Origin of the sequence: Euzebyella marina (genome assembly GCF_014855515.1) — a bacterium.
GTDB classification, from domain to species: Bacteria; Bacteroidota; Bacteroidia; order Flavobacteriales; family Flavobacteriaceae; genus Euzebyella; species Euzebyella marina.
In genome coordinates this window covers 1-21,249 of record NZ_JACYFK010000002.1, presented here as the reverse complement: position 1 = coordinate 21,249, position 21,249 = coordinate 1, and the positions used below count along the sequence as shown (strand labels likewise).

At 39.6% G+C, this 21,249-nt stretch carries 22 protein-coding genes, 1 tRNA gene and 1 pseudogene; 15 read left to right on the top strand and 9 right to left on the bottom strand.

Annotated elements, in window-relative coordinates:
- Positions 1-10 precede the first annotated feature (10 nt).
- Positions 11-859, bottom strand: a complete 849-nt coding sequence (locus IL356_RS08865) for a DUF2911 domain-containing protein (protein WP_121849344.1) — start codon at positions 857-859, stop codon at positions 11-13.
- A 233-nt stretch (positions 860-1,092) separates the two neighbouring features.
- Here IL356_RS08865 and IL356_RS08860 point away from each other — a divergent pair, with 233 nt between their 5' ends.
- From IL356_RS08860 to IL356_RS08850, 3 genes are read left to right on the top strand one after another with little or no spacing between them, the layout of a single operon-like run.
- Positions 1,093-1,590, top strand: a complete 498-nt coding sequence (locus IL356_RS08860) for an SRPBCC family protein (RefSeq protein WP_121849345.1) — start codon at positions 1,093-1,095, stop codon at positions 1,588-1,590.
- Between the two features lie 41 nt (positions 1,591-1,631).
- Positions 1,632-2,324: an SDR family NAD(P)-dependent oxidoreductase gene (locus IL356_RS08855; protein WP_121849346.1), complete on the top strand. Its 693-nt coding sequence runs from the start codon at positions 1,632-1,634 to the stop codon at positions 2,322-2,324.
- 39 nt (positions 2,325-2,363) lie between these two features.
- Positions 2,364-3,674, top strand: a complete 1,311-nt coding sequence (locus tag IL356_RS08850) for a cryptochrome/photolyase family protein (protein WP_121849347.1) — start codon at positions 2,364-2,366, stop codon at positions 3,672-3,674.
- Positions 3,675-3,676: 2 nt separating this feature from the next.
- Here the strand turns inward: IL356_RS08850 and IL356_RS08845 are convergent, their stop codons facing one another.
- A complete protein-coding gene (locus IL356_RS08845) occupies positions 3,677-4,726 on the bottom strand; it encodes a DUF6340 family protein (protein WP_121849348.1) in 1,050 nt (349 codons plus the stop codon).
- Between the two features lie 165 nt (positions 4,727-4,891).
- Here IL356_RS08845 and IL356_RS08840 point away from each other — a divergent pair, with 165 nt between their 5' ends.
- Both IL356_RS08840 and IL356_RS08835 read left to right on the top strand, forming a co-directional pair.
- The gene (locus IL356_RS08840) at positions 4,892-5,344 is read left to right on the top strand and encodes a VOC family protein (protein WP_121850734.1); all 453 of its coding nucleotides are present in this window, start codon (positions 4,892-4,894) and stop codon (positions 5,342-5,344) included.
- 17 nt (positions 5,345-5,361) lie between these two features.
- Positions 5,362-6,360: a pirin family protein gene (locus tag IL356_RS08835; protein ID WP_121849349.1), complete on the top strand. Its 999-nt coding sequence runs from the start codon at positions 5,362-5,364 to the stop codon at positions 6,358-6,360.
- 426 nt (positions 6,361-6,786) lie between these two features.
- Here the strand turns inward: IL356_RS08835 and murA are convergent, their stop codons facing one another.
- The 3 genes from murA to IL356_RS08820 all read right to left on the bottom strand — a co-directional run bounded on the left by murA (position 6,787) and on the right by IL356_RS08820 (position 9,128).
- Positions 6,787-8,094: a UDP-N-acetylglucosamine 1-carboxyvinyltransferase gene (gene murA / locus IL356_RS08830; RefSeq protein ID WP_121849351.1), complete on the bottom strand. Its 1,308-nt coding sequence runs from the start codon at positions 8,092-8,094 to the stop codon at positions 6,787-6,789.
- 15 nt (positions 8,095-8,109) lie between these two features.
- Positions 8,110-8,760, bottom strand: a complete 651-nt coding sequence (locus IL356_RS08825; protein WP_121849352.1) for a DUF4290 domain-containing protein — start codon at positions 8,758-8,760, stop codon at positions 8,110-8,112.
- Positions 8,761-8,840: 80 nt separating this feature from the next.
- Positions 8,841-9,128, bottom strand: a complete 288-nt coding sequence (locus IL356_RS08820; RefSeq protein ID WP_121849353.1) for a DUF493 domain-containing protein — start codon at positions 9,126-9,128, stop codon at positions 8,841-8,843.
- Positions 9,129-9,216: 88 nt separating this feature from the next.
- Between IL356_RS08820 and IL356_RS08815 the strand changes: the two genes are divergently transcribed.
- The 5 genes from IL356_RS08815 to IL356_RS08795 all read left to right on the top strand — a co-directional run bounded on the left by IL356_RS08815 (position 9,217) and on the right by IL356_RS08795 (position 13,784).
- Positions 9,217-9,780, top strand: a complete 564-nt coding sequence (locus IL356_RS08815) for an AAA family ATPase (protein WP_121849354.1) — start codon at positions 9,217-9,219, stop codon at positions 9,778-9,780.
- A complete protein-coding gene (locus IL356_RS08810; protein ID WP_121849355.1) occupies positions 9,780-11,681 on the top strand; it encodes a RecQ family ATP-dependent DNA helicase in 1,902 nt (633 codons plus the stop codon). Before IL356_RS08815 ends, IL356_RS08810 begins: the two co-directional genes overlap by 1 nt.
- Before the next feature lie 26 nt (positions 11,682-11,707).
- Positions 11,708-12,655, top strand: a complete 948-nt coding sequence (gene fmt / locus IL356_RS08805; protein ID WP_121849356.1) for a methionyl-tRNA formyltransferase — start codon at positions 11,708-11,710, stop codon at positions 12,653-12,655.
- 176 nt (positions 12,656-12,831) lie between these two features.
- The gene (locus IL356_RS08800; RefSeq protein ID WP_072994911.1) at positions 12,832-13,104 is read left to right on the top strand and encodes an HU family DNA-binding protein; all 273 of its coding nucleotides are present in this window, start codon (positions 12,832-12,834) and stop codon (positions 13,102-13,104) included.
- A 119-nt stretch (positions 13,105-13,223) separates the two neighbouring features.
- Positions 13,224-13,784: a YqgE/AlgH family protein gene (locus IL356_RS08795; RefSeq protein WP_121849357.1), complete on the top strand. Its 561-nt coding sequence runs from the start codon at positions 13,224-13,226 to the stop codon at positions 13,782-13,784.
- Positions 13,785-13,793: 9 nt separating this feature from the next.
- On the opposite strand, the gene IL356_RS08790 is transcribed toward IL356_RS08795, so the two are convergent.
- The gene (locus IL356_RS08790; protein ID WP_121849358.1) at positions 13,794-14,639 is read right to left on the bottom strand and encodes an aminotransferase class IV; all 846 of its coding nucleotides are present in this window, start codon (positions 14,637-14,639) and stop codon (positions 13,794-13,796) included.
- A 56-nt stretch (positions 14,640-14,695) separates the two neighbouring features.
- Complete coding sequence (locus tag IL356_RS08785; protein WP_121849359.1) at positions 14,696-15,079, bottom strand: START-like domain-containing protein; 384 nt, start codon at positions 15,077-15,079, stop codon at positions 14,696-14,698.
- A 138-nt stretch (positions 15,080-15,217) separates the two neighbouring features.
- On the opposite strand from IL356_RS08785, the gene IL356_RS08780 reads away from it, so the two are divergent.
- A tRNA-Met gene (locus tag IL356_RS08780) sits at positions 15,218-15,291 on the top strand.
- 83 nt (positions 15,292-15,374) lie between these two features.
- Here IL356_RS08780 and IL356_RS08775 read toward each other — a convergent pair.
- On the bottom strand, positions 15,375-15,557 hold the full coding sequence (locus tag IL356_RS08775) for a tyrosine-type recombinase/integrase (RefSeq protein WP_121849360.1): 183 nt from the start codon (positions 15,555-15,557) through the stop codon (positions 15,375-15,377).
- A 355-nt stretch (positions 15,558-15,912) separates the two neighbouring features.
- On the opposite strand from IL356_RS08775, the gene IL356_RS08770 reads away from it, so the two are divergent.
- A complete protein-coding gene (locus IL356_RS08770) occupies positions 15,913-16,671 on the top strand; it encodes a hypothetical protein (protein ID WP_121849361.1) in 759 nt (252 codons plus the stop codon).
- Between the two features lie 216 nt (positions 16,672-16,887).
- Positions 16,888-17,868 carry a hypothetical protein gene (locus tag IL356_RS08765; RefSeq protein ID WP_121849362.1) on the top strand — a complete coding sequence of 327 codons (981 nt, stop codon included), beginning with the start codon at positions 16,888-16,890 and terminating at the stop codon, positions 17,866-17,868.
- Positions 17,869-17,881: 13 nt separating this feature from the next.
- On the opposite strand, the pseudogene IL356_RS08760 reads toward IL356_RS08765, so the two are convergent.
- Positions 17,882-18,843 (bottom strand): annotated as a pseudogene (locus IL356_RS08760) (IS110 family transposase).
- 343 nt (positions 18,844-19,186) lie between these two features.
- Here IL356_RS08760 and IL356_RS08755 point away from each other — a divergent pair.
- Both IL356_RS08755 and IL356_RS08750 read left to right on the top strand, forming a co-directional pair.
- A complete protein-coding gene (locus IL356_RS08755; RefSeq protein WP_121849363.1) occupies positions 19,187-19,543 on the top strand; it encodes a hypothetical protein in 357 nt (118 codons plus the stop codon).
- A 418-nt stretch (positions 19,544-19,961) separates the two neighbouring features.
- Complete coding sequence (locus tag IL356_RS08750; protein ID WP_121849365.1) at positions 19,962-21,002, top strand: zinc-dependent alcohol dehydrogenase family protein; 1,041 nt, start codon at positions 19,962-19,964, stop codon at positions 21,000-21,002.
- Positions 21,003-21,249 lie beyond the last annotated feature (247 nt).

Genomic DNA, 21,249 nt, shown 5'->3' with positions numbered 1-21,249 from the left:
CTATGTCACTTTACTTAGCTCCCCATTCTTGTAGAGAGGCTGTGTTCATTTTTACATAGTCATCGTTACCCGCTTCTTTAGCTTTTGCCAATGAAGCCTTTGCAGCTTTGATTGCACCTTTTTTATCTCCGGCCTTGGCTTTGATCAATGATTGTTGCCTTAATTGCCAAAAAGCAGGCTCTTCGGTCATTTCCATAGCTTTGTCCATCCACTTATCTGCTTGGGAAACGTCTTTACCTTCGCTAAAATAATAGGTGGCGGCAGCATAGTAGTCATTGGCCTTTGGACTTCCGGACATTGCACTCTCGATGCTCTCCATCACCTTTTTATCGGTTGGAAATTCTATAGGAATGGCCACATAGGTACGCTCCCACATAATTCCTAAATTCGCGGAATTGCTGGTAAGATCATCAAAAGTTATGGTGAAAGTTTCGATGTCTACAGGTAATTGAAAAGTTTCTACCGTTGTTTTTGCAGCTACCTTACTATCATCCCATTGCTGAGGGTACCCCCCACCATCGGCTTCGGTGTAAAAGAAAACTTCCCATGATTGTTGACCCGGTTTTGTATAGATCGAATATGACCCTGCTTTCAGTTGCTGACCATCTACGGTAACGTCATCGCTAAATGTAATTTTGGTTCGAGCATTGGCACCGGTTCTCCACAACTCACCATATTCTTCAAGGCCTCCAAAAATGGTACGTCCTCGCATAGAAGGGCGTGAATATTCCAAGGTTACATCCGTAAGTCCTACCTTCTGTTCCGTTTTTGAAAATGGGCTGGGCGCCGGGGTATTTATTTGGGCCTGTAAGAAAAAGGAAAAGGCGATGGCCGTGGCTGAAAGTACTAATTTTTTCATCTGAATTGATTTAGAGTTTTTTCAAAACTACTTATAAAGTAAAACCGCATTTGTTAAGAAATCCTTAAAAACCGACTATCTAATAGTTTCGCTAGTATCCGATTATTGTACAACTCTAAGCTATTATGACACAATCGATAGCATTAAAAATGAACTCTTTCAAATAAAATAGTATTTGTTTAAACAATTTAATTTTTTGATAAACAAAATAGCTTTTATTTTTGAAGAAGATTATGAAACTATATCAACTTTACGCAAAGCAAATTCTGCCTATCTCAAAAAAAGAGGCTTGGGATTTTCTATCGGACCCGAAAAACTTGCAAGTAATAACACCCCAACATATGGGGTTCGAAATACTATCGGGTGGTGAACGCCCCATGTTTCCCGGGCAAATCATACAATACATTGTTCAACCTTTTCCATTTTTCAAGACCAGATGGGTCACTGAGATAACCCATGTGGTGGAAGAAGAATACTTTGTCGATGAACAACGATTTGGGCCCTATGAGCTTTGGCACCACAAGCATTTTATCAAACCGGTCGAAATGGGCGTCGAGATGGAAGATGTGATCGATTACAAATTACCTTTCGGTATTTTAGGTCAAATGGCTCACCCGCTGATCATAAAAAAGCAATTACAGCAAATATTTCACTTCCGAGAGCAAAAACTCAAAGAGCTTTTTGGTACTATTCCCGATCAGGAAAACGAACTTAAAATAGTGGGCATTTAACCCGTAAAGTTGTAGTCATAACCTAATTTTAATTTAAAGACATGAAAAGGAATTATTTGTTCATAGGCGGCTCAGAGGGTATGGGCTTGGCCTTGGTGAAATTGTTCCACGAGAAGCATCACTTATTTGTAGCTTCACGTAGTAATGACCAGCTTTCAGGTTTAAATGTTGAGCATATCGCCTTTGATGCCACTCAAGATCATCTAAGCGAACAAAACTTACCTGACTCTCTAGATGGTTTTGTTTATTTTCCGGGAAGCATCAATTTAAGGCCTTTTAAGATGATGAGTTCGGAAAGCTTTCAAGAGGATATGCAAATCAATTTTTTTAGCATGGTCAATAGCCTCAAAGATATCATCGGGCGTATGAAAGAAGGTAGTTCCATTGTATTGTTCAGTACGGTAGCAGTAGAGAAAGGCATGCCCTTTCATACAAGTATTGCAAGTGCCAAAGGTGCCATTGAAGGATTTGCCAAATCTCTGGCCGCCGAATATGCCCCTAAGATCAGGGTGAACGTAATCGCCCCGTCTCTTGTTGATACTTCTTTGGCCGAAAAACTATTGAACAATGATAAAAAGAAAGAGCAAATGGCCGAAAGACATCCACTCAAAAGAATTGGGCATACTGGAGATATCGCTCAATTGGCCAGCTACCTACTTTCAGACAAAAGTAGCTGGGTAACGGGACAAATTTTTAGAATTGATGGTGGTATGTCAACGCTTAATATACACTAGCTTCAAATTTTAGTATTGGTAAAGTAGAAGGATATAAATATGAATGACCCTATTTCGATTTTTTGGTTCAGAAGAGACTTACGTCTTGATGACAATGTAGGTTTTTTATCTGCCCTAAAGGGAGAGCATCGCGTAATGCCCATTTTCATTTTCGATGAAGAAATATTGGATAAATTACCCGAAGACGATGCCCGGGTCACCTTTATTCATGAAAAATTACAGGCAATGCGTAACGAGCTTCAAGAAAACTGTGAAAGCTCTATTGCCATATATCATGGTGCGCCTGAAAATATTTTCAAAACACTAATCTCTGAACATAAAATCAAGAAGGTCTTTACCAACCACGATTATGAACCCTATGCAAAAGAAAGAGACGAGAAAATAAAAAAACTATTAGGGGAGCATGAAATAGATTTTGAAACCTTTAAAGACCAAGTGATTTTTGAGAAAGAAGAGGTAGTGAAAGATGACGGAGATCCCTATATCGTCTATACGCCATACAAGAATAAGTGGAAAGAGAAGTTTGACGCCGATCAACACTTGACCATACACTACACCAGTCAATATCTTAGCAATCTTATTAAAAACACGAGGTTGCCCAACTTATCTTTAAGCGATATAGGCTTTAAGAAATCTAAAATTGAAGTTCCTGATTTTACGGTGACCCCTACCCTAATTCAAAACTATGAAGACACTCGAAACTTTCCTGGCAAAGATGATGGCACCTCTAGGCTTGGGCCTCATCTAAGATTCGGAACGGTCTCCGTGAGAAAAATGGTCAAAAAAGCTATTGCAGAAAAAAATGAAGTCTTTTGGAGTGAGCTTATCTGGAGGGAGTTTTTTATGCAGATTTTATACCATTACCCCCATACGGTTCACGAAGCCTTTAAAAAGAAATACGACCGCATCGACTGGAGAAACAAGGAAAAGGAATTTGAAAAATGGAAAAAAGGTGAAACAGGTTTCAAATTAGTAGATGCCGGCATGCGCCAACTAAATGAAACAGGCTATATGCATAACAGGGTTCGCATGTTGGTAGCGAGTTTTCTCTGCAAACATTTGTTGATCGATTGGAGGTGGGGCGAGGCTTATTTCGCAGAAAAGTTGTTAGACTACGAAATGAGCAGTAATGTAGGTAACTGGCAATGGGCTGCAGGTAGCGGTGTTGATGCGGCCCCTTATTTTAGAATATTTAACCCGATGACGCAAGTAGATAAATTCGACAAAAAATTGAAGTACATTCAGGAGTGGGTACCTGAGCACGACTCCGATAAATACGTTGAAAAAATGGTCGACCACAAAGAGGCCCGTGAACGCTGTCTTAAAGTTTACAAAGAAGCCGTAAGCTAGATTTATCGAGCTAGTTGATGATCAATAATTCTTTTGTTGGCAAGTCTGTTCTTCAGAATATTCACATATCTCAAAGCGTTGCTGATATCATAATCGGTGTACGATTTAGAGGCCCAATCCATAGCGGCATTTAAATCTCCGTTTATTTCATTGATAATGGCCATATTGTAGCACGCGCGACCGGCAATTTTCATATCAGGGTTATTAACTTCTTTCTCCCAAAGTTGTGCTGCTCCTTCCCAATCACCTGTTTGTGCCCTTCGCTGTGCCACCTTAAAATTATCGGTTCCTCTAACAAAATACTCCCTGACCACCCTCTTTCTCAATGGTCGCAAATCGTTGGCATACACACTGCCACTACGGGTGCTACTCTGCAAGACAGCTTCCTTTCTACCGATTACGGCTTCCACAGCTTTCACAGGGTTAATACCTTCCCCTATCGAAACCACTTCATTGGTCTCATTAAATTCGTCTAACAACAGCTTATTTTCTAAATCATAAACGCGCCATCCACTTTTTATCAAAGTGTTTAAGGTTACCCGATGCCCTGGAACAGAGGCCTTGATACCCAAATTATTGGGAATGGTAACCATTGTACCCTCGTAGGAAAACTTGGTATCGGTATCATACATTTCGAGCGATAGCAAGGCATCAACACCTGCATTCGTGCAAATTTCCTGAACCTGTTCCCAACTTAACGGAGCGGGAAAGACCGATAATCCTTTTCGCTGTATCTCAATACCGTCGATTATTTGAATCTCATCGAATCTCTCTTGTCTTGAAAGCTCATCGTATAGTCCGGTAATGGCCGCTTCGGCTCCTTCCTTATCCAGATTTAAACCTTCCAAAGACAATATTTTATCAATCTTATCTGCTGTTTTGTTCGATTCAGAGGGTAAACTTCTATTGATCAGACCGACCTTCATTACATTTGAAGGTACCGTAACCCTTGCAGGTTCCAATACCCCCATAGTCAGGGTACTTGTAGAACTGCAACTGGTTAAAAGAGTAAAAGCCGCTAATGAAAAGATAAAAAGGTAGTTTTTGGTCATGTTGGTAGTTTAAGGTGCTGTTTTTCAACGGTTCAACTTAATGAGATAACCTGTATAAAACTCTGTTACCGTACCTTTTATTGCCTAATGGCGCATTTAAAAGATGTCAGCGTAAGGGCAAAAGTGGTGAAATGGCTATCTTCACCCATCCAATTAAATGAAGCCATGAAGAAAACTATTTTTATTTGTTCCCTACTGCTTACCCTTGTTGCCTTGAACGTGCAAGCCCAATCTTTCGATTTTAAAATCGACCATTTTTCGTTGGTAGTCGAAGATTCTGATAAAAGCGCCGATTTCTATTCTAAAATATTATTGCTTGAAGAGACACCGCACCCAGACAAGGCCCCAGGTTTTCGATGGTTTATCGTTAGTGGAAGTTCTCAGATTCATTTGATAGAAAAAGAGTTTGCACCTTTTGAAAAGAATAAGTCAATGCATCTGTGTTTATCTACCCAAGATTTAGATGGAATGATTGCCCACCTAGAGAAAAACAAGGTGCCGTATTGGGATTGGCCCGGTAAGAAAAGTGCCGTAACCTTGCGTTCAGATGGCGTTCGCCAGATTTACCTTCAAGACCCTGATGGCTATTGGATTGAAATTAATACCGCTAAACACTAACTAAAAACGACCTAAGTATGAACGATGAAGTACTACAGGTATTTAAACTAGGATTTCCTTGGCAGACCCAAGACCCTTTTCTTTTCTGCGTATATCATCTAGATCATTTTCCGAAAGGTAAAGAGGATATGTCTCCGGATGCCGATTTAGAGGGAAGAAACTTAGGAAGCGATTTCGACCCGAGTCAAGATTGGCGCATGTACCACGGGCATACGGTACCGGGTTTTCCTTCGCATCCGCATAGAGGGTTCGAAACCGTAACCATAGCCAATAAAGGTTTTTGTGACCACTCCGATTCGTTGGGGGCTGCAGGACGGTTCGGACTAGGTGACGTTCAGTGGATGACAGCAGGGCGTGGGGTTCAACATTCAGAGATGTTTCCACTTTTGCATACTGACCAGAAAAATACCCTTGAGCTCTTTCAGATTTGGTTGAACCTCCCAAGAAAAAGTAAGTTCGTAGACCCTCATTTCAAGATGTTATGGCATGAAGATATACCTGTTATCGATGAAAATGGTGTAGAGATTAAACTGGTAGCTGGTAAAATAAATGAAACGAAGGCTCTTGCGCCTCCACCGGATTCCTGGGCCAATGATGATACCAATGAAGTAGGCATATTTACCATTTCATTACCGCCAAATGCCACCTATACCCTACCGGCCGCTTCCGAAGGTATTCACAGAACTATTTATTTCTATGAAGGGAACCAAATAACGGTTTCCGATCAAGAAGTAAATGTTAACCATGGTATTTCGGTGCATCCAGAGAAAGCAATCAAGTTAGAAGCGTTAAGCGGTGTTGCGAAATTATTGGTTTTACAAGGAAAACCGATTGACGAGCCAGTAGTCAAATACGGCCCGTTTGTCATGAATACCCAAGAAGAAATATCAAAAGCAATGGATGAATACCGCCTGACCCAATACGGCGGTTGGCCATGGCCACACCCAGACCATGTTCATGAGCGCTCAAGAGGGCGTTTTGCCAAGTACCCTGACGGAACACTGGTAGAAAAATAAATGCAATTAGAAATTTTACAAGCACTGTTTGATTTTGGCCTTTTTGTACTTATATGGCTGGTTCAACTAGTTATTTACCCAAGCTTTCGATATGCCCAAAAAACGAAGCTAATCGAATGGCACCGAATCTATACGCAAAGAATTTCTTATCTGGTAATTCCCCTTATGCTCGGTCAATTGTTGCTGGCTATTTTTCAATTTACGAATCGTATAAGTGGTGTTAACACTACCGTTTTAGTGTTAATTCTATTTCAATGGGCAATCACTTTATTCTACTTTGCCCCTCAGCACAGAAGTATTTCTAGAGGAAATTTTGATTTGAACAGCTTGCACCGATTGGTAAAAATAAATTGGGTCCGTACCGCAGTATGGACCCTCATTTTTATTTTAAGCTTAAAGAGGATTCACCTCTTGTAGTAGTTCTGTCTAGACACGTGTGATTTTGGCCCCAATGGCACGTAATCGGGTATCTATATCTTCATACCCACGGTCGATTTGCTCAATATTATGAATAGTAGAAGTACCTTTTGCCGATAAAGCAGCTATCAAAAGTGACACCCCTGCCCTAATATCGGGGGAGGTCATCGTAGTCGCCTTCAGGGTCGATTTAAAATCGTGACCTATAACCGTGGCCCTGTGTGGGTCGCACAATATAATTTTTGCCCCCATATCTAACAACTTGTCTACAAAGAAAAGACGGCTTTCGAACATTTTTTGATGTATCAAAACCTCACCTTTAGCTTGCGTGGCCACCACTAGAATAATACTTAGCAAATCAGGCGTAAGCCCTGGCCAAGGTGCATCTGCAATGGTAAGGATCGACCCATCGATATAATTCTGTATTTCGTAACCGTTCTTATGTTCGGGAATGTAAATGTCATCACCTTTTCGCTCTAACCGAATTCCCAACTTTTGAAAAACGGTAGGTATTTGCCCAAGGTCGTCCCAACTTACGTTTTTGATGGTCAATTCGCTGCGCGTCATGGCCGCCAACCCGATCCAACTACCGATTTCGATCATATCCGGCAGCATGGTATGTTCAGTACCACCTAGTTGATCGACACCTTCAATAACCAATAAATTAGAGCCTACGCCAGATATTTTTGCTCCCATGCGATTGAGCATCTTGCAAAGCTGTTGAAGGTAAGGTTCACATGCCGCGTTGTAGATGGTTGTTGTACCCTCTGCCAACACAGCGGCCATTAAAATATTAGCCGTTCCGGTTACCGAAGCCTCATCTAGGAGCATGTAGGTGCCTTTCAACTTTTTAGCCTCTACCCCATAGAAGTATTCTTCTTTGTTGTATCGAAATTTGGCGCCTAGATTTATAAAGCCCTCAAAATGCGTATCAAGTCTTCTTCGGCCTATTTTATCACCGCCGGGTTTAGGAATGTATCCTTTTCCGAATCTGGCAAGCAATGGCCCCACCAACATAATCGAACCTCTTAGCCCTCGCCCATCTTGCTTGAATTGCTCTGACTGTAGGTAATCAAGATTGACGTCATCGGCCTTAAAGGTATAGCTACCTTTGCTCTTCTTTTGGATCTTGACCCCAAGGTCTTCCAAAATAGAAATCAATTTGTTGACATCGACAATGTTGGGAATGTTATGAATAGTTACTTCTTCCGCCGTTAACAATACGGCGCAAAGTATTTGCAGGGCTTCATTTTTAGCCCCTTGTGGCGTTATTTCACCGGAAAGGGAGTGACCGCCTTCAATTTTAAAGGTGCCCATGTAAGATTGAGGGTATTAGTATCGCTTTTTGCCGCGATTATTGTTATTTCTTTGGTTCTTTTTCCCCGAGTTACGAGGTGATTTTGAGACTTTATTTTTTAGAAACTGTCCGCTATCGGTCAAGTTCTCGCCCGTTAAATCAATCTGCCCGTCACTTAGTTCGTACAAATGGTCAAAAATTGCCTTGTCGTCCACGGTATCTTTGTTCCAATTGAGGTAGCACTTTTTCATGTGATTGGCAATGGCATACTCGAGTCCATCACGCATATCGCCCTTTTCCCACTTTACCGCCACATCGATCATACGTTTGATGTTGTTACCATAAAACCTGTATTTCGGGTGGTTTTGAGGGTAACCTAGCGGTTCGGGTCTTTGCTGTAAAATTTCCTTACTTGTAATAGGGAAAGGAGATTTAACATCCAATTTAAAATCAGACATTATGAACAATTGATCCCAAAGTTTATGCTGAAAATCCGGCACATCACGCAAATGAGGCTGAATATTGCCCATTACACTGATAATAGCCTGGGCTATTCTATTTCTTTCTTCTTCATCTTCAATCGATACGGCGTAATCGACCATTTTTTGAAAATGCCGACCATATTCGGGTATGATGAGCTTAGACCGCTCGGTATTATATTCTAGGTTTTCTACTGGTGGATTCAATCTGAAATATTTTGCTTAAAAATAAAAGGAAGTACTCAAATAACGCTTGCAAATTAAGAAAATTATGGCTGAAATGCTATTTATAAAGATATTACCCCTTCAACTTTACCGACCTCTTTATACTTTTCAATGACCTGCTCAGGGCTTTTTAGGTTAACGGTAACCGAAACACTGGTGTACTTTCCCTTTTTTGATTGCTTCGATTCGATGACTGCCCCGGTATTATCAAAAATTTTATGTATTTGAGCAATTTTCTCCGGCTCGCTGAGCACTATAAATTTGTACAAATAATCGGATGGCCAAGAGGTGCTTTCCTTTAGTTGTTCACGTAAACGGCTATAAAATTCTTCTGAATTTTTCTGGTCCATAACTATGTTTTGGGCAAAGGTAATCCTTAAATATACGATTTTAAAATAGTTGCGGATTCATTACTTTTGCGCCTACAATACACTTCTATTGAATCTTACAAAAGTAGTTATTACAGGCGGCCCCAGTACGGGTAAAACATCGGTTATCGAGTCTCTTGAGCAAAAGGGGTACCCGTGTGTACATGAGTTGATTCGAACGATGACCGCTGCCGAAAAAAACGCGGGCGAAGAAAACGACTTTACCACCAACCCCATTGTTTCGGTTAAGGATCCCAAAAAATTCAACCAGATGCTTTTAGACGGCCGCATCGAGCAATACCACACCCCATTTGACGCCGACAGCCCAGTAGCTTTCTTTGACAGGGGTATACCCGATGTACACTCGTATATGAACTGTTTCGGCCAAAGCTATGATAAAGCTTTTGAACAGCCCTGTTACGATTATCGCTACGAGCATGTTCTGTTGATGCCACCTTGGGAGGAAATTTACGCGGTCGACAATGAAAGGTTTGAAACCTACGAAGAATCAGTAAACATTTTTGAGAGCCTAAAAAAAACATATACTCATTTCGGGTATCAGGTAGAACTGATCCCTAAAGCGAGTATCGATGAGCGAACCGACTTTATTCTAGACTTTTTAAATTTGACTTGATGCTGTTAGACCCCAGAGAAATTCTTTATCGCAATTGGGGATTTTCAAGTTTTAAAGGTTCCCAAGAAAAAATTATAAGTGCAGTGCTCGAAAACCGAGACGTACTTGCCCTGTTGCCAACTGGCGGTGGCAAATCGGTATGCTTTCAAGTACCGGCACTCGCACGAGACGGTATTTGTATCGTTGTATCGCCATTGATCGCACTGATACAAGACCAAGTAAATGCCCTGAAAGAAAAAGGCATTAAGGCCATCGCTTTAACCGGCGGCATTTCTTTTGAAGAATTGTTCAACCTGCTTGACAATTGCCTGTACGGCGGCTATAAATTTTTATACCTCTCGCCCGAACGTCTACAGCAAGAAGTCGTTTTGGAACGAATCAGGCAGATGAACATTAACCTGATCGCTATCGACGAGGCCCATTGCATATCGCAATGGGGCCATGATTTTAGACCGGCCTATCTAGAATGTGCGAAATTGAGAGAACTGCTTCCCGAAGTTCCCATGATAGCCCTTACCGCCACCGCCACCGATAAAGTTGCGCAGGATATTATTTCAAATCTGGAGTTTGCCAATGAGTTTGTAGTAAAAGACTCTTTTGAAAGAACCAATATAGCCTTTAAGGTCAAGCAGTCTGAAGACAAAAGATATCAGCTAAAAAACCTTTGCCTTAAGAGCCATTCAAGTACGATTGTTTATGTAAGAACTAGGCGATTGACCTTAGAACTGGCCAATTTTCTCAATGCCCAAGGCTGTTCCGCTTCTTATTTTCATGGAGGTATTACCCAAAAGGAAAAAAAAGAAAAGTTACAGGCATGGCTAGACAACAAGGTCAAAGTAATGGTCGCCACCAATGCCTTCGGTATGGGGGTGGACAAGCCAGATGTCTCGCTTGTGGTGCATTATCAGATACCGGACTGTATTGAGAACTATTTTCAAGAAGCGGGCCGGGCCGGGCGAAACGGAAATAAATCAGAAGCCGTTCTATTGATTGATCACAATGACCAACAGCTTCTTAAAAAACAATTTTTAGGGTCATTGCCTGACCCCAGTTCTTTAAAGACCATTTACAAGAAACTCAATAATTACTTTCAAATATCATATGGGGAAGGACATACCGAGAATTTTCAATTAAACTTCAATCATTTTGTCTCTACCTACGGTCTGAACGCATTTTTGACCTACAATGCACTAAAGGTTTTAGACCAATATTCGGTCATATCGCTTTCGGAAACCTTCTCAAAAAAAACTTCGGTAAAGTTCATAGCGAAAAAAAGTTACCTTTTCGACTATTTGGAAATCGACCCGAAGATGGATACAATGGTCAAGACCATTCTTCGCACCTATGGTGGTATTTTTGACTTTGAAACAAAAATCAATACCGTATTAGTAGGTCAAAAATCAGCGATGCCCGAAGAACAAGTGCTTGCCTTATTGACCAAATTAGAAAAAGATGAAATTATCGAGTATAAAAATCAGCATAACGATTTGGAGGTGACCTTTTTGGTACCACGAGAAGATGACCGAACAATTAACGTATTTGGTCATAAAGTAAAAGAACTGAACAGTCAAAAAGCCACCAAAATAGAAGCGATTTTAGACTACATCAATAACCATAAGGTATGCAGGTCGAAACAATTATTGGCCTATTTTGGGGAACGGAAAACCGATGATTGCCGAATCTGTGACGTATGTTCGGCAAAAAAGAAACATACTCTTGACCTAGATGTTATAGAGGTCGCTATTTTAAAACGGCTTACTGAAAAAGCACAAACATCACGTCACCTTATCGAACAATTGGGCTATGACGAGAATGAGGTGCTCACCACCTTAAAAATACTTTTAGAGAAGGGCAAGATCAAAGTTAACCATCAAAACCAGTATGAGCTAAAACGCAAGTAGCGTCGCTCAAAATCACTAGATAACATATGAAAGATTTAAGAATTGTATTCATGGGTACCCCAGAATTTGCGGCAACCACCCTAGAAAAATTGGTAGATGCCGATTATAATGTTGTTGGGGTTATCACCGCACCCGACAGGCCAGCCGGCAGGGGTCGCAAACTACAGGAATCGGCCGTTAAGAAATACGCCGAATCAAAAGGCCTCAAGGTTTTGCAGCCTACCAACTTAAAAAACGAACAGTTTTTAGAAGAGCTCAAGAGTTTGAACGCCAATCTGCAGATAGTGGTTGCGTTTCGAATGCTACCTAAAGCGGTCTGGGCCATGCCCGAGTACGGTACTTTTAACCTTCATGCTTCCCTGCTTCCTCAATATCGGGGGGCGGCACCGATTAATTGGGTTATTATAAACGGGGAAACGGAAACCGGGGCGACCACCTTCTTTATCGATGAGAAAATAGATACCGGTGAAATTATCCTTCAGGAAAAAACATCTATAGCACCCAATGACAATGCAGGCATGCTGCACGACAAACTCATGCATCTGGGTGCAGACTTGGTGATCAAAACCGTAAAAGAAATAGAGCAGGGTACGGTTTCGACCGAAAGACAGCCAATGAACGCAGAATTGAAAGAAGCCTTTAAAATACATAAAGAGACCTGCCTAGTGAACTGGTCGGCATCCCCAGAAAACATTCACAACCATATAAGAGGGTTAAGCCCCTACCCTGCCGCTTGGACTACCCTAATCAATGGTACGGACGAAATTTTGGTCAAAATCTATGACTCAGAAATCGAAAAAGTGGCCCACGACCATACGATAGGCCATATTTTGGCTACCAAAAAAGAACTGAAAGTGGCGGTCAAAGATGGTTTTATCAACTTGCTAGAAGTACAATTACAGGGTAAAAAACGAATGAAAACCCAAGATATGCTCAACGGCATCGATTTGGCAAAAAATGCCCATATGTTGTAAAGCCCCGTCTTTATTGGCCTCCGAGCCGAGTAAAAAAAGCCCTACTTTATTAACAAACCACCTTAGTTATCAACAAAAACCCCTATTTACCCCCGTTTTACTTGCGTTGACAGCAAATCCGTATAAATTTGTTAGACGATTTAAATTATTATAACAACAATTAATTTAATTACATTATGAACAAAACAGAATTGATCGATGCTATGGCAGCAGATGCCGGCATCACAAAAGCGGCAGCTAAAAAAGCATTGGAATCTTTCTTGGGTAACGTTGAAGGTTCTTTGAAAAAAGGTGATCGTGTATCATTGGTCGGCTTCGGATCTTGGTCAGTTTCTAAAAGAAACGCTAGAGAAGGTAGAAACCCTTCAACTGGAAAAACTATCAAAATTGCAGCTAAGAATGTTGTAAAATTCAAAGCTGGTTCAGACTTGGCAAACTCTGTAAACTAATCTGCCAAGAGAATATAATAGCAAAGCGTTTCTTCGGAAACGCTTTTTTTGTGCCTTGTTGCTTGATTTTTATAAGAAATATCTTATTTTAGTTTTGACTAGCACTATTTCTCAAAGCTATGACCGACCTCAAACCAAATAAGGGCAAGTTATTGATTGCCGAACCGGCACTCACCGGCGACGTGTCGTTCAACAGGTCGGTGGTTCTGCTGGCAGAGCATAACGACGAAGGTTCGGTGGGCTTTATCTTGAACAAGCCCCTAGAGTACTTCATTAACGACTTGATCAGCGAAATTTCGATACCCTTTCAGGTATATAATGGTGGGCCCGTTGAGCAAGACAACCTTTATTTTATTCACCGCGTTCCGCATTTGATAGAAAACAGTATTGAAATATCTGACGGTATTTATTGGGGAGGTGATTTTGAAAAAATCATCGACTTGATCAACAAGCAGGTGATTTCTGAACACGACATTCGTTTTTTTCTCGGCTATTCAGGATGGTCTTCGTTACAACTCGACCGTGAACTCTCGTCTAAATCTTGGATCGTGGTTAGAAATGACTACCTAAGCGACATTATCAACAAATCGGCCGATGCCTTTTGGAAAGAAAAGATGCTCGAACTGGGCGGAAGCTATCTATTATGGTCGAACTCACCTGAGAACCCCAGTCTTAACTAGATTTTACTCTTAGGTCAACCTTGCCATTGCGTTAAGCTTACCGACCAACGACTTGGCCTTATCGCTCGTGTAGGTTTTTTTACGGTATTTGGTAATGGGCCGTATGCCCATAATGCTGTTGGTCAGAAAAATTTCATCGGCCTTCTGCAGCTCAAACGGGGAAACCGCACTCTCTTCTAAAACCCAACCTTCGGTCTTCTTGATAATTTCGATAAGTTTCTTACGCACGATACCGTTCAAACAGCCATGTTCTAGCGGGGGTGTCTTAATGGTATTGCCCTTTACCACAAAGATGTTTCCGTTTAAAAACTCGACTATTTGCTTTTGATTATTGATCAACAGACAATTCTGATACCCATTTTCTTCGGCAAAAATGCTTCCGACCACATTAAGGATCTTATTATTGGTCTTCAGGTTCGATAACATATCTGGGTTGATATAAAAATCTTTAAAAAGCTCGACCTCGTAAGCAGTATCGTCAAGCACATAAAACGGACTTGATAAAGGTGAGGTTTCGATCAAAAACGATACGTTATTGGTTTCGGGCAGGTAGAGCCCACCGTCATTTCTAAAAATGGTAAGCCGCACCCTCGCCGCATCCTTTTCAAGTTGATTGGCGCTAATGGTCTCGAGAATCTTTTCCTCCAGGTATTCCATAGTAAACTCCATCGGAATTTCCATTCGTAGAATACGCATCGATGCCATTAACCGAAGGTAATGGTCTTCCCAAAAAATCAATTTCCCATTAATCGATCGCAGCGCTTCGAACAAAGAATCGCCATAACGCAGCCCCCTGTTCTTCGAGCCTAAAAAATTATCGTCATCTGCCAGCAACCGACCGTTGAATTGAACCATAAAAAAAAGCCTTAAAAAATTTAAGGCCCAAAGATACGGTTAATGCTGTAAAGAGACTACTTGGATCCGAGAACCTGTTTTAGGTCTGATACCTGGTTTCTCCAAAGCATTTTAGCTTCTTCGTCTTCGTCTTCTTCGGCAAAATCGGTAATGAACAACGACACATCTTTGGTGATTTCGTCTACAATGATCTTCATTTCGAAGAAAGAGCCATCTTCATTGTCTACCCATGAGAATTTCACGAACTCATCGCTTTTTCTCTTAAGCAATTTGGCCTGCTCTTCGGCACCGTCCCAAATGAAAGTAAAAATTTCGCCTCTAGAGTTTACATTGTCTGCAAACCACTCTGATAGACCTGATGGGGTCGATATATATTGATATAGTAATTGCGGGGAAGCCTGTATTACAAATTCAAGTTCAAATTTTAACTTATCCTCCATTCTCAACGTTTGTTTCTTACGGGCAATATATAGATTTCCTTATGATAAAAAAATAAAACCCAAAGATTATTTTTTATGGTTGTAGTGTTGAAGAACCCGAATTTTACCATTATATTTGCAGCCGTTTTCAAAACAAGAGGCGAGGTAGCTCAGCTGGTTAGAGCGTCGGATTCATAACCCGGAGGCCGAGGGTTCAAGTCCCTCTCTCGCTACAAAAGCAAAGATTTTGTAAATCAACGGATTGTGGTAAGCAATCCGTTTTTTTATGCGCTTATTTTAACGATGCCGCCCCCACTCAATCATCAAAAGGGCTTACTATATGGTGTATGGTAGGCGACGAAACTTGGGTATAAAGCATAGTCGTTTTTATAGAGTTGTGCCCGAGCAATTTTTGGATGACCCTAATATCGGCACCTTTTTCTAAAAGATGGGTAGCATACCTATGCCTTAGGGTATGAGCGGTTATAGGTTGATTGATCTTGGCCTTTTATGTTGTGTATTAAAGGGATTTCTCAATGTCACAGCATTAACACTTTGCGTTTCTCCCTTGCACTTTTTCACTATCTTAGGTCCACAGCCAATAGGAGCACAAACAGGGCACGCTCGCGGAACTCCTGCCAACAAAGGTCAAAACGAACGGCTCAAAGCTCCCACGGCGCCATAAAACCATGTTTTAGCGCCGCTCGCTTTAACCATGGGCGTTGGCTGTAATGTTGAAGAGGACTGCAAATCAATCATTCTAGACATATATAATGCAAGAAGCACTCAAAGATAGATTAGATAAGGTTTTTCAGAATATGAAAGCTAATATGGCTAAAGTAGATTAACTTAGCATGTATAGCAATGAAATATTTGCTGACTTTCCAAGAAGTTTGCCTAAGGATTCTAAGGAAAAGCTAAAAAAAGACAGCACTATTTTAAATAAGGTTGTAAAACAGCTGGATAAAGAACAATTTAATCTACTGACGGAGAAACACTATGAGAAATTAGGGTTATCTAAAGAATCCTATCGATTAATTGAAAATATTAGCTTTTTGCAAACTGTGGAAAAAGATATTACTTCCGTTGATTTTCAACAAGTATTATATCAGCAAGAATTTATATCGTTGTTTTCCTATCTTGAAGGTTACTTTCAGGATGTTCAGAGGATATTGTTTGAAAATGACAGAAGTCTTCTTGCTAATGATGATAAAGTAATTGCGCTAAATAAAATATTGCAAGCAGAATCCTATGACAAATTAATATCAAAAATAATTGATGAAAAGCTGGAGAAGTCTGGATATGAAAAGATATCATCAATTATACAAAAATGGAAAAAAGAACCGTTTAAGATTATTTTAAAACTAAAGAAAAGCGAATTAGAAGCATTAGAAAAGTTCACTTGCATAAGGAATATCATTGTCCACAACAACTCAAAGATTAATACTGACCTAATTAAATATTTGGATAGTGGAAAATATAATGTTGGATTAACTTTTAAGCTTGATTCCGAAATTATGAAAGAATATAAGGATTTGATATTTGAAATAATATTTTCAACATATATGGAAATCTGTTCTCGATACCCAACGATAATTGAAAATGAGGAATAAAACATAGCAGCCAACAAAAAATATACGTAATGCGGGGTGATGCTAATAATTTGAAGCTTATAACAATTATAAAACATTGTATAGGTTTGATAACTTGGAGCTTTGAAATCCCGCACTCCGCATATTCAGACCGTTAGCCTACATATGAGAAACTGCTTACTTTGCGACAAAAATCCAGCTGACGAGACAGGTTCTCACATTGTACCTCATTTTCTAATGAAACGAATTGATAATGAAGTTGGAACTCGAGCTAGAGATAAAGAATTAGGTTTCAGAATAACTCAAGACACAACCGAATCTTATTTTGGGAGTGCTGTTCTACCCGAAAAACTTGAAGAAGTATATGGCGAAGTCACAGATGAAGTAATTGAAAACAATAAGATTGATGGAATTGTGGATAATTATTTCTGTAAAAGATGTGAAAAACGGTTTGGGACTTTCGAAAGTGAATATTCGAAAAGTTTAAATAAAAACACTTCAATAAGTGAAAATTACATTAGTGAAAAAAGACCATTTCTAAGCTTTTTATTTTGGGCATCAATTATTTGGAGGTTGTCTATTCAAGACGATAGCGGATTTAAACTTAAGCTCAAGGAAGAAAATAAATTACGGAGAATACTCGACAAATATTTAGTTTTAGAAATTAACGAATTAACAATTGACAAGTATGATTCGGACTTATCTGATATCGGCTACAAAGTAGTTCGTTCACCAAATTTTTCAGATAAATATAGTACTTGGCTACATTGGTCGCCATATTATGAAAGGCCATATTCTCTAATAATCGATGAGTATCTAATTTTCTTTTATTTCAAGAAAAGCTATTTAAAAGGAATGGTAAAAGAATTTTATGGTTCTGAAAAATTTAAAAATCAGGCTGATTTTAATACACCATTTTCAGAAGAAAAAATTTATGGTATAGCTCACGAAGATTATCAAATTATTTCAGAAAATATCGCACAACTTGGAGCAAGAAAAAGAATTGAAAACCTAAGTTGGAAATTAGATATGATTCACCAACGCTTAGGAGGAAAGGGAAAACAAATGTATCCAGAATATAAAAATGAAATAATGAAAAGAATTGCAAATAGCGAAGAGGTTTTAGCTAAAAAGGGAACAAAAGAGGAATATATTAAAATTATTGTTGATACAATTGATGAACTGAATAATACGTGGGCTAACAAAGAACTGAGGTGAAAAACAAGCTTTTTTAGCTCAATGTTGACACAAAGTTCTCATGATATGGAAGTCCGTTTTTTACTACGCCAAAAGCTTGTTTGAGTAGTTTGTTGCATACGGCGATCAAAGCCAGTTCTTGCTTTTGCCTTTGGCTACCAATCGTTCATAAAGTGCCTTACAGGCCCTATTATATTTACAGGCATTAAAGCTACACATGAACAGTAATTTACGGAGTTTTGGATTACCCATTTTGCTTATTCTTGGCCTTCCCTTGATACTTGAACCGGATTCTCTGATTGTTGGAGTAAGACCGGCATAACTGCATAGTTCACTTGAGGTATCAAAACGTCTAAAACCGTCAGTAAAAACTAAAAGCAATAATGCCGATTTATTACCTATTCCAGGAATTGATTTAAGTAAGGTAAGTTCTTTTGCATTGACCTGCCTTACCTTTTCTTCCAATTCACCTTCAAGTTTTGCAATCTCCTTTTCGGTATGGCGTAATTGTCTTCTTAAAGAATTGACGACCGATTTTGATGGGTTTCCCAAAACCGCTTCTCCATGTAGCTTGTTCTTTAATTGGGTGGTCTGTTTTGTGTAAGTGGCCAGTAAACGGACTATTTGCAGACATTCTTGCTGTGATTTGCTTTCTCCCTTCCATAAATCGGGATTCTGGCTCGATCCATATTCAAAAAGTTGTTTGGCATCACTCTTATCGGTCTTCACCTTACTGAGTCGCATCTGTATAAAGCGTTTTACCTTCAAGGGATTCTCCACTGAAACCGCCCTGCCATTTTCCAGAAGGAAATATGCAAGCTTGTAATGATAATAGCCCGTGGCTTCCATTACAAATTGCGAATGTACTCCACTAAGTTTCATCAGCTTTTTAAAACCTGAGTAACTGTTCTTGATTTGATAAAAAGTGTTTCCGTCATAAACATCCAAGGTATCCTTACTAACATCGACACCTACAAAATCTTTATTTTTAACCATAGATAAATGAATTGGAAAGAAAAAGCTACTGGGTATTCCACAACTTGAAAGCGAGATCTAGGTCTCATAGAACTGAACGAATTCAAAGTAGTAAAGCGTAGGGATTATCAATGTTGACGAAATCTAGGTTTCTCGGTGTATATTAACCTTATTCTACGCTTTTTTCTTTCTGGTTTATTGCATTAAAATAACTAGAATCAAACTTAAGACGTGTATAGCTCATTGCGGCTGAATTCCTAATCGGAATTCATTGCAATTTGCTATCTTTCGGTAACGGCGGAAAATCATAGCTGATTTCCCGCAACGACCCATACACAAGACCGTTGGGCATAATTTAAATCAAATGGACTTGATCCTTGAAAACCTCCAGCAATCAGAGGGTTCTTTTTGTGAAAAGCTAAATCAGGACGGAGATTTTGACCAAAGACTGTTTGCAGAATTAATACTACATATTGACGGACTTAATTCTCGGGACTTGACCGAAACTGAGCGATTGCGGACAAGTTCCAAACTGTGGGAATTGGCCTATCGAATTCAATCTAGTCTTGGATATAATTACAATCAGAACGATATCTTTAAAATTGTGAATATGGATGGAGAAAAACTGGTTGAAATTGGACAGGTTCTTGAATATATCTGTAAGTCATTTTCAGAAGGCAAACAGTTTGACATGGATTTTATTCATGAAATGACTAAATAAAAACTATGCCCAACACCGGCTATAATTCATTGCTAGATTCTGACCAACTTTAAAACTATTAACCATTAACAGGGCCCGATTTCTAACCGACAATTTTCTACGGAAATCGCCGCAACGAAATCATAGCCCAACCGTTGGCAGAAATGTACCTTTGGTAACGCGAGCAGCGCGTTCGCAAGACTGCAAACGCTCCCGTGCCCGCTCATACCTGCCAACGCCCATGCATACGCCTTTTGCGTTTCTCCCTTGCACTTTTTCACTATCTTAGGTCCATAACCCATACGAGCACAGACAGGGCGCGCTCGCGGAACTTCGGCCAGCAAAAGTCAAAACACTCCCGAGGCGCCATAAAACCATGATTTAGGGCCACTCGCTTTAACCAGGGGCGTTGGGCATAATTTGAAGAAATATAAAAAAAATGAAAGCAGCCGTATTTGAGGAATTTAAAGGAAAAATTCAAATAAATAATGTCTCCTATCCAACACCAAAAAGTCACGGAGTAGTAATAAAAATTAAAGCAACAGGTATGTGTTTAAGCGATTGGCACGCTTGGCAAGGACACGATAGTGATATAATATTACCTCACGTTCCGGGACACGAATTAGCAGGAGAAATTGTGGAAATTGGAAAGGATATTAAAAATTTTAAAATAGGTGACCGTGTTACAGTTCCTTTTGTAGGTGGATGTGGTAGTTGCTATCAATGTCATTCTGGAAACCACCAAGTTTGTGACAATCAATCACAGCCTGGATTTACACATTGGGGTTCATTTGCAGAATATATGGCCTTAAATCACGCAGATTTAAACCTTGTGAAGTTACCCGATGAAATAACATATGAAACTGCCTGTATACTTGGATGCAGATTTATAACTTCATTTAGAGCTGTTGTTGAACAAGGAGGGTTAAAAGGTGGTGAATTTGTTGCAGTACACGGTTGTGGTGGTGTTGGCTTATCTGCTATTATGATAGCAAATGCTTTAGGTGCACAAGTAATTGCAGTAGATATAAATGATAAAACCTTAAATCTAGCAAAGGAACTTGGTGCCATAGAAACAATTAATAGTAAAAATTCAAAAGATATAATTGGAGAAATAAAGGAATTAACTAAAGGAGGTGCTCACGTTTCTCTAGATGCTTTAGGTCATCAAGAAACTTGCTTTAACTCAATTTCTAATCTTCGAAAAAGAGGAAAACATATACAAGTTGGCTTAATGGCTGGTTCTCATAAACATCCACAAATACCAATGGATAAAGTAATTGCTGATGAACTTGAAATATTAGGAAGTCACGGTATGCAAGCATACAAATACCACGAAATTTTAGAAATGATAAAAACAGGAAAACTAACTCCTGATAAACTTTTAGAGAAAACTATTTCACTTGAAGAAAGTATAGAGATATTACCTGAAATGAATAAGTTTAAAAGCAGTGGTGTAACTGTAATTAACTCATTTTAATAAAAACTATGCCCAACAATGGCTATAAGTAATTGCTTGTTCTCGCCTACTTCTGAAAATCCTTTCGGATTTTCAGTTTGGTGCGTACTTGCAAAGTTAAGTGCTAACCCACGCAACTACTCATAGGTACTGTGTCTAAAAACAAGTTTTTTCCTTAAAATTTTAGGAAACGAGTTGATTTATCAAATTGTTATCCTGTGCAGCAATGGCTTCATGCTTTTGCTGCTTTTTTGTTTCATAGGCCGCA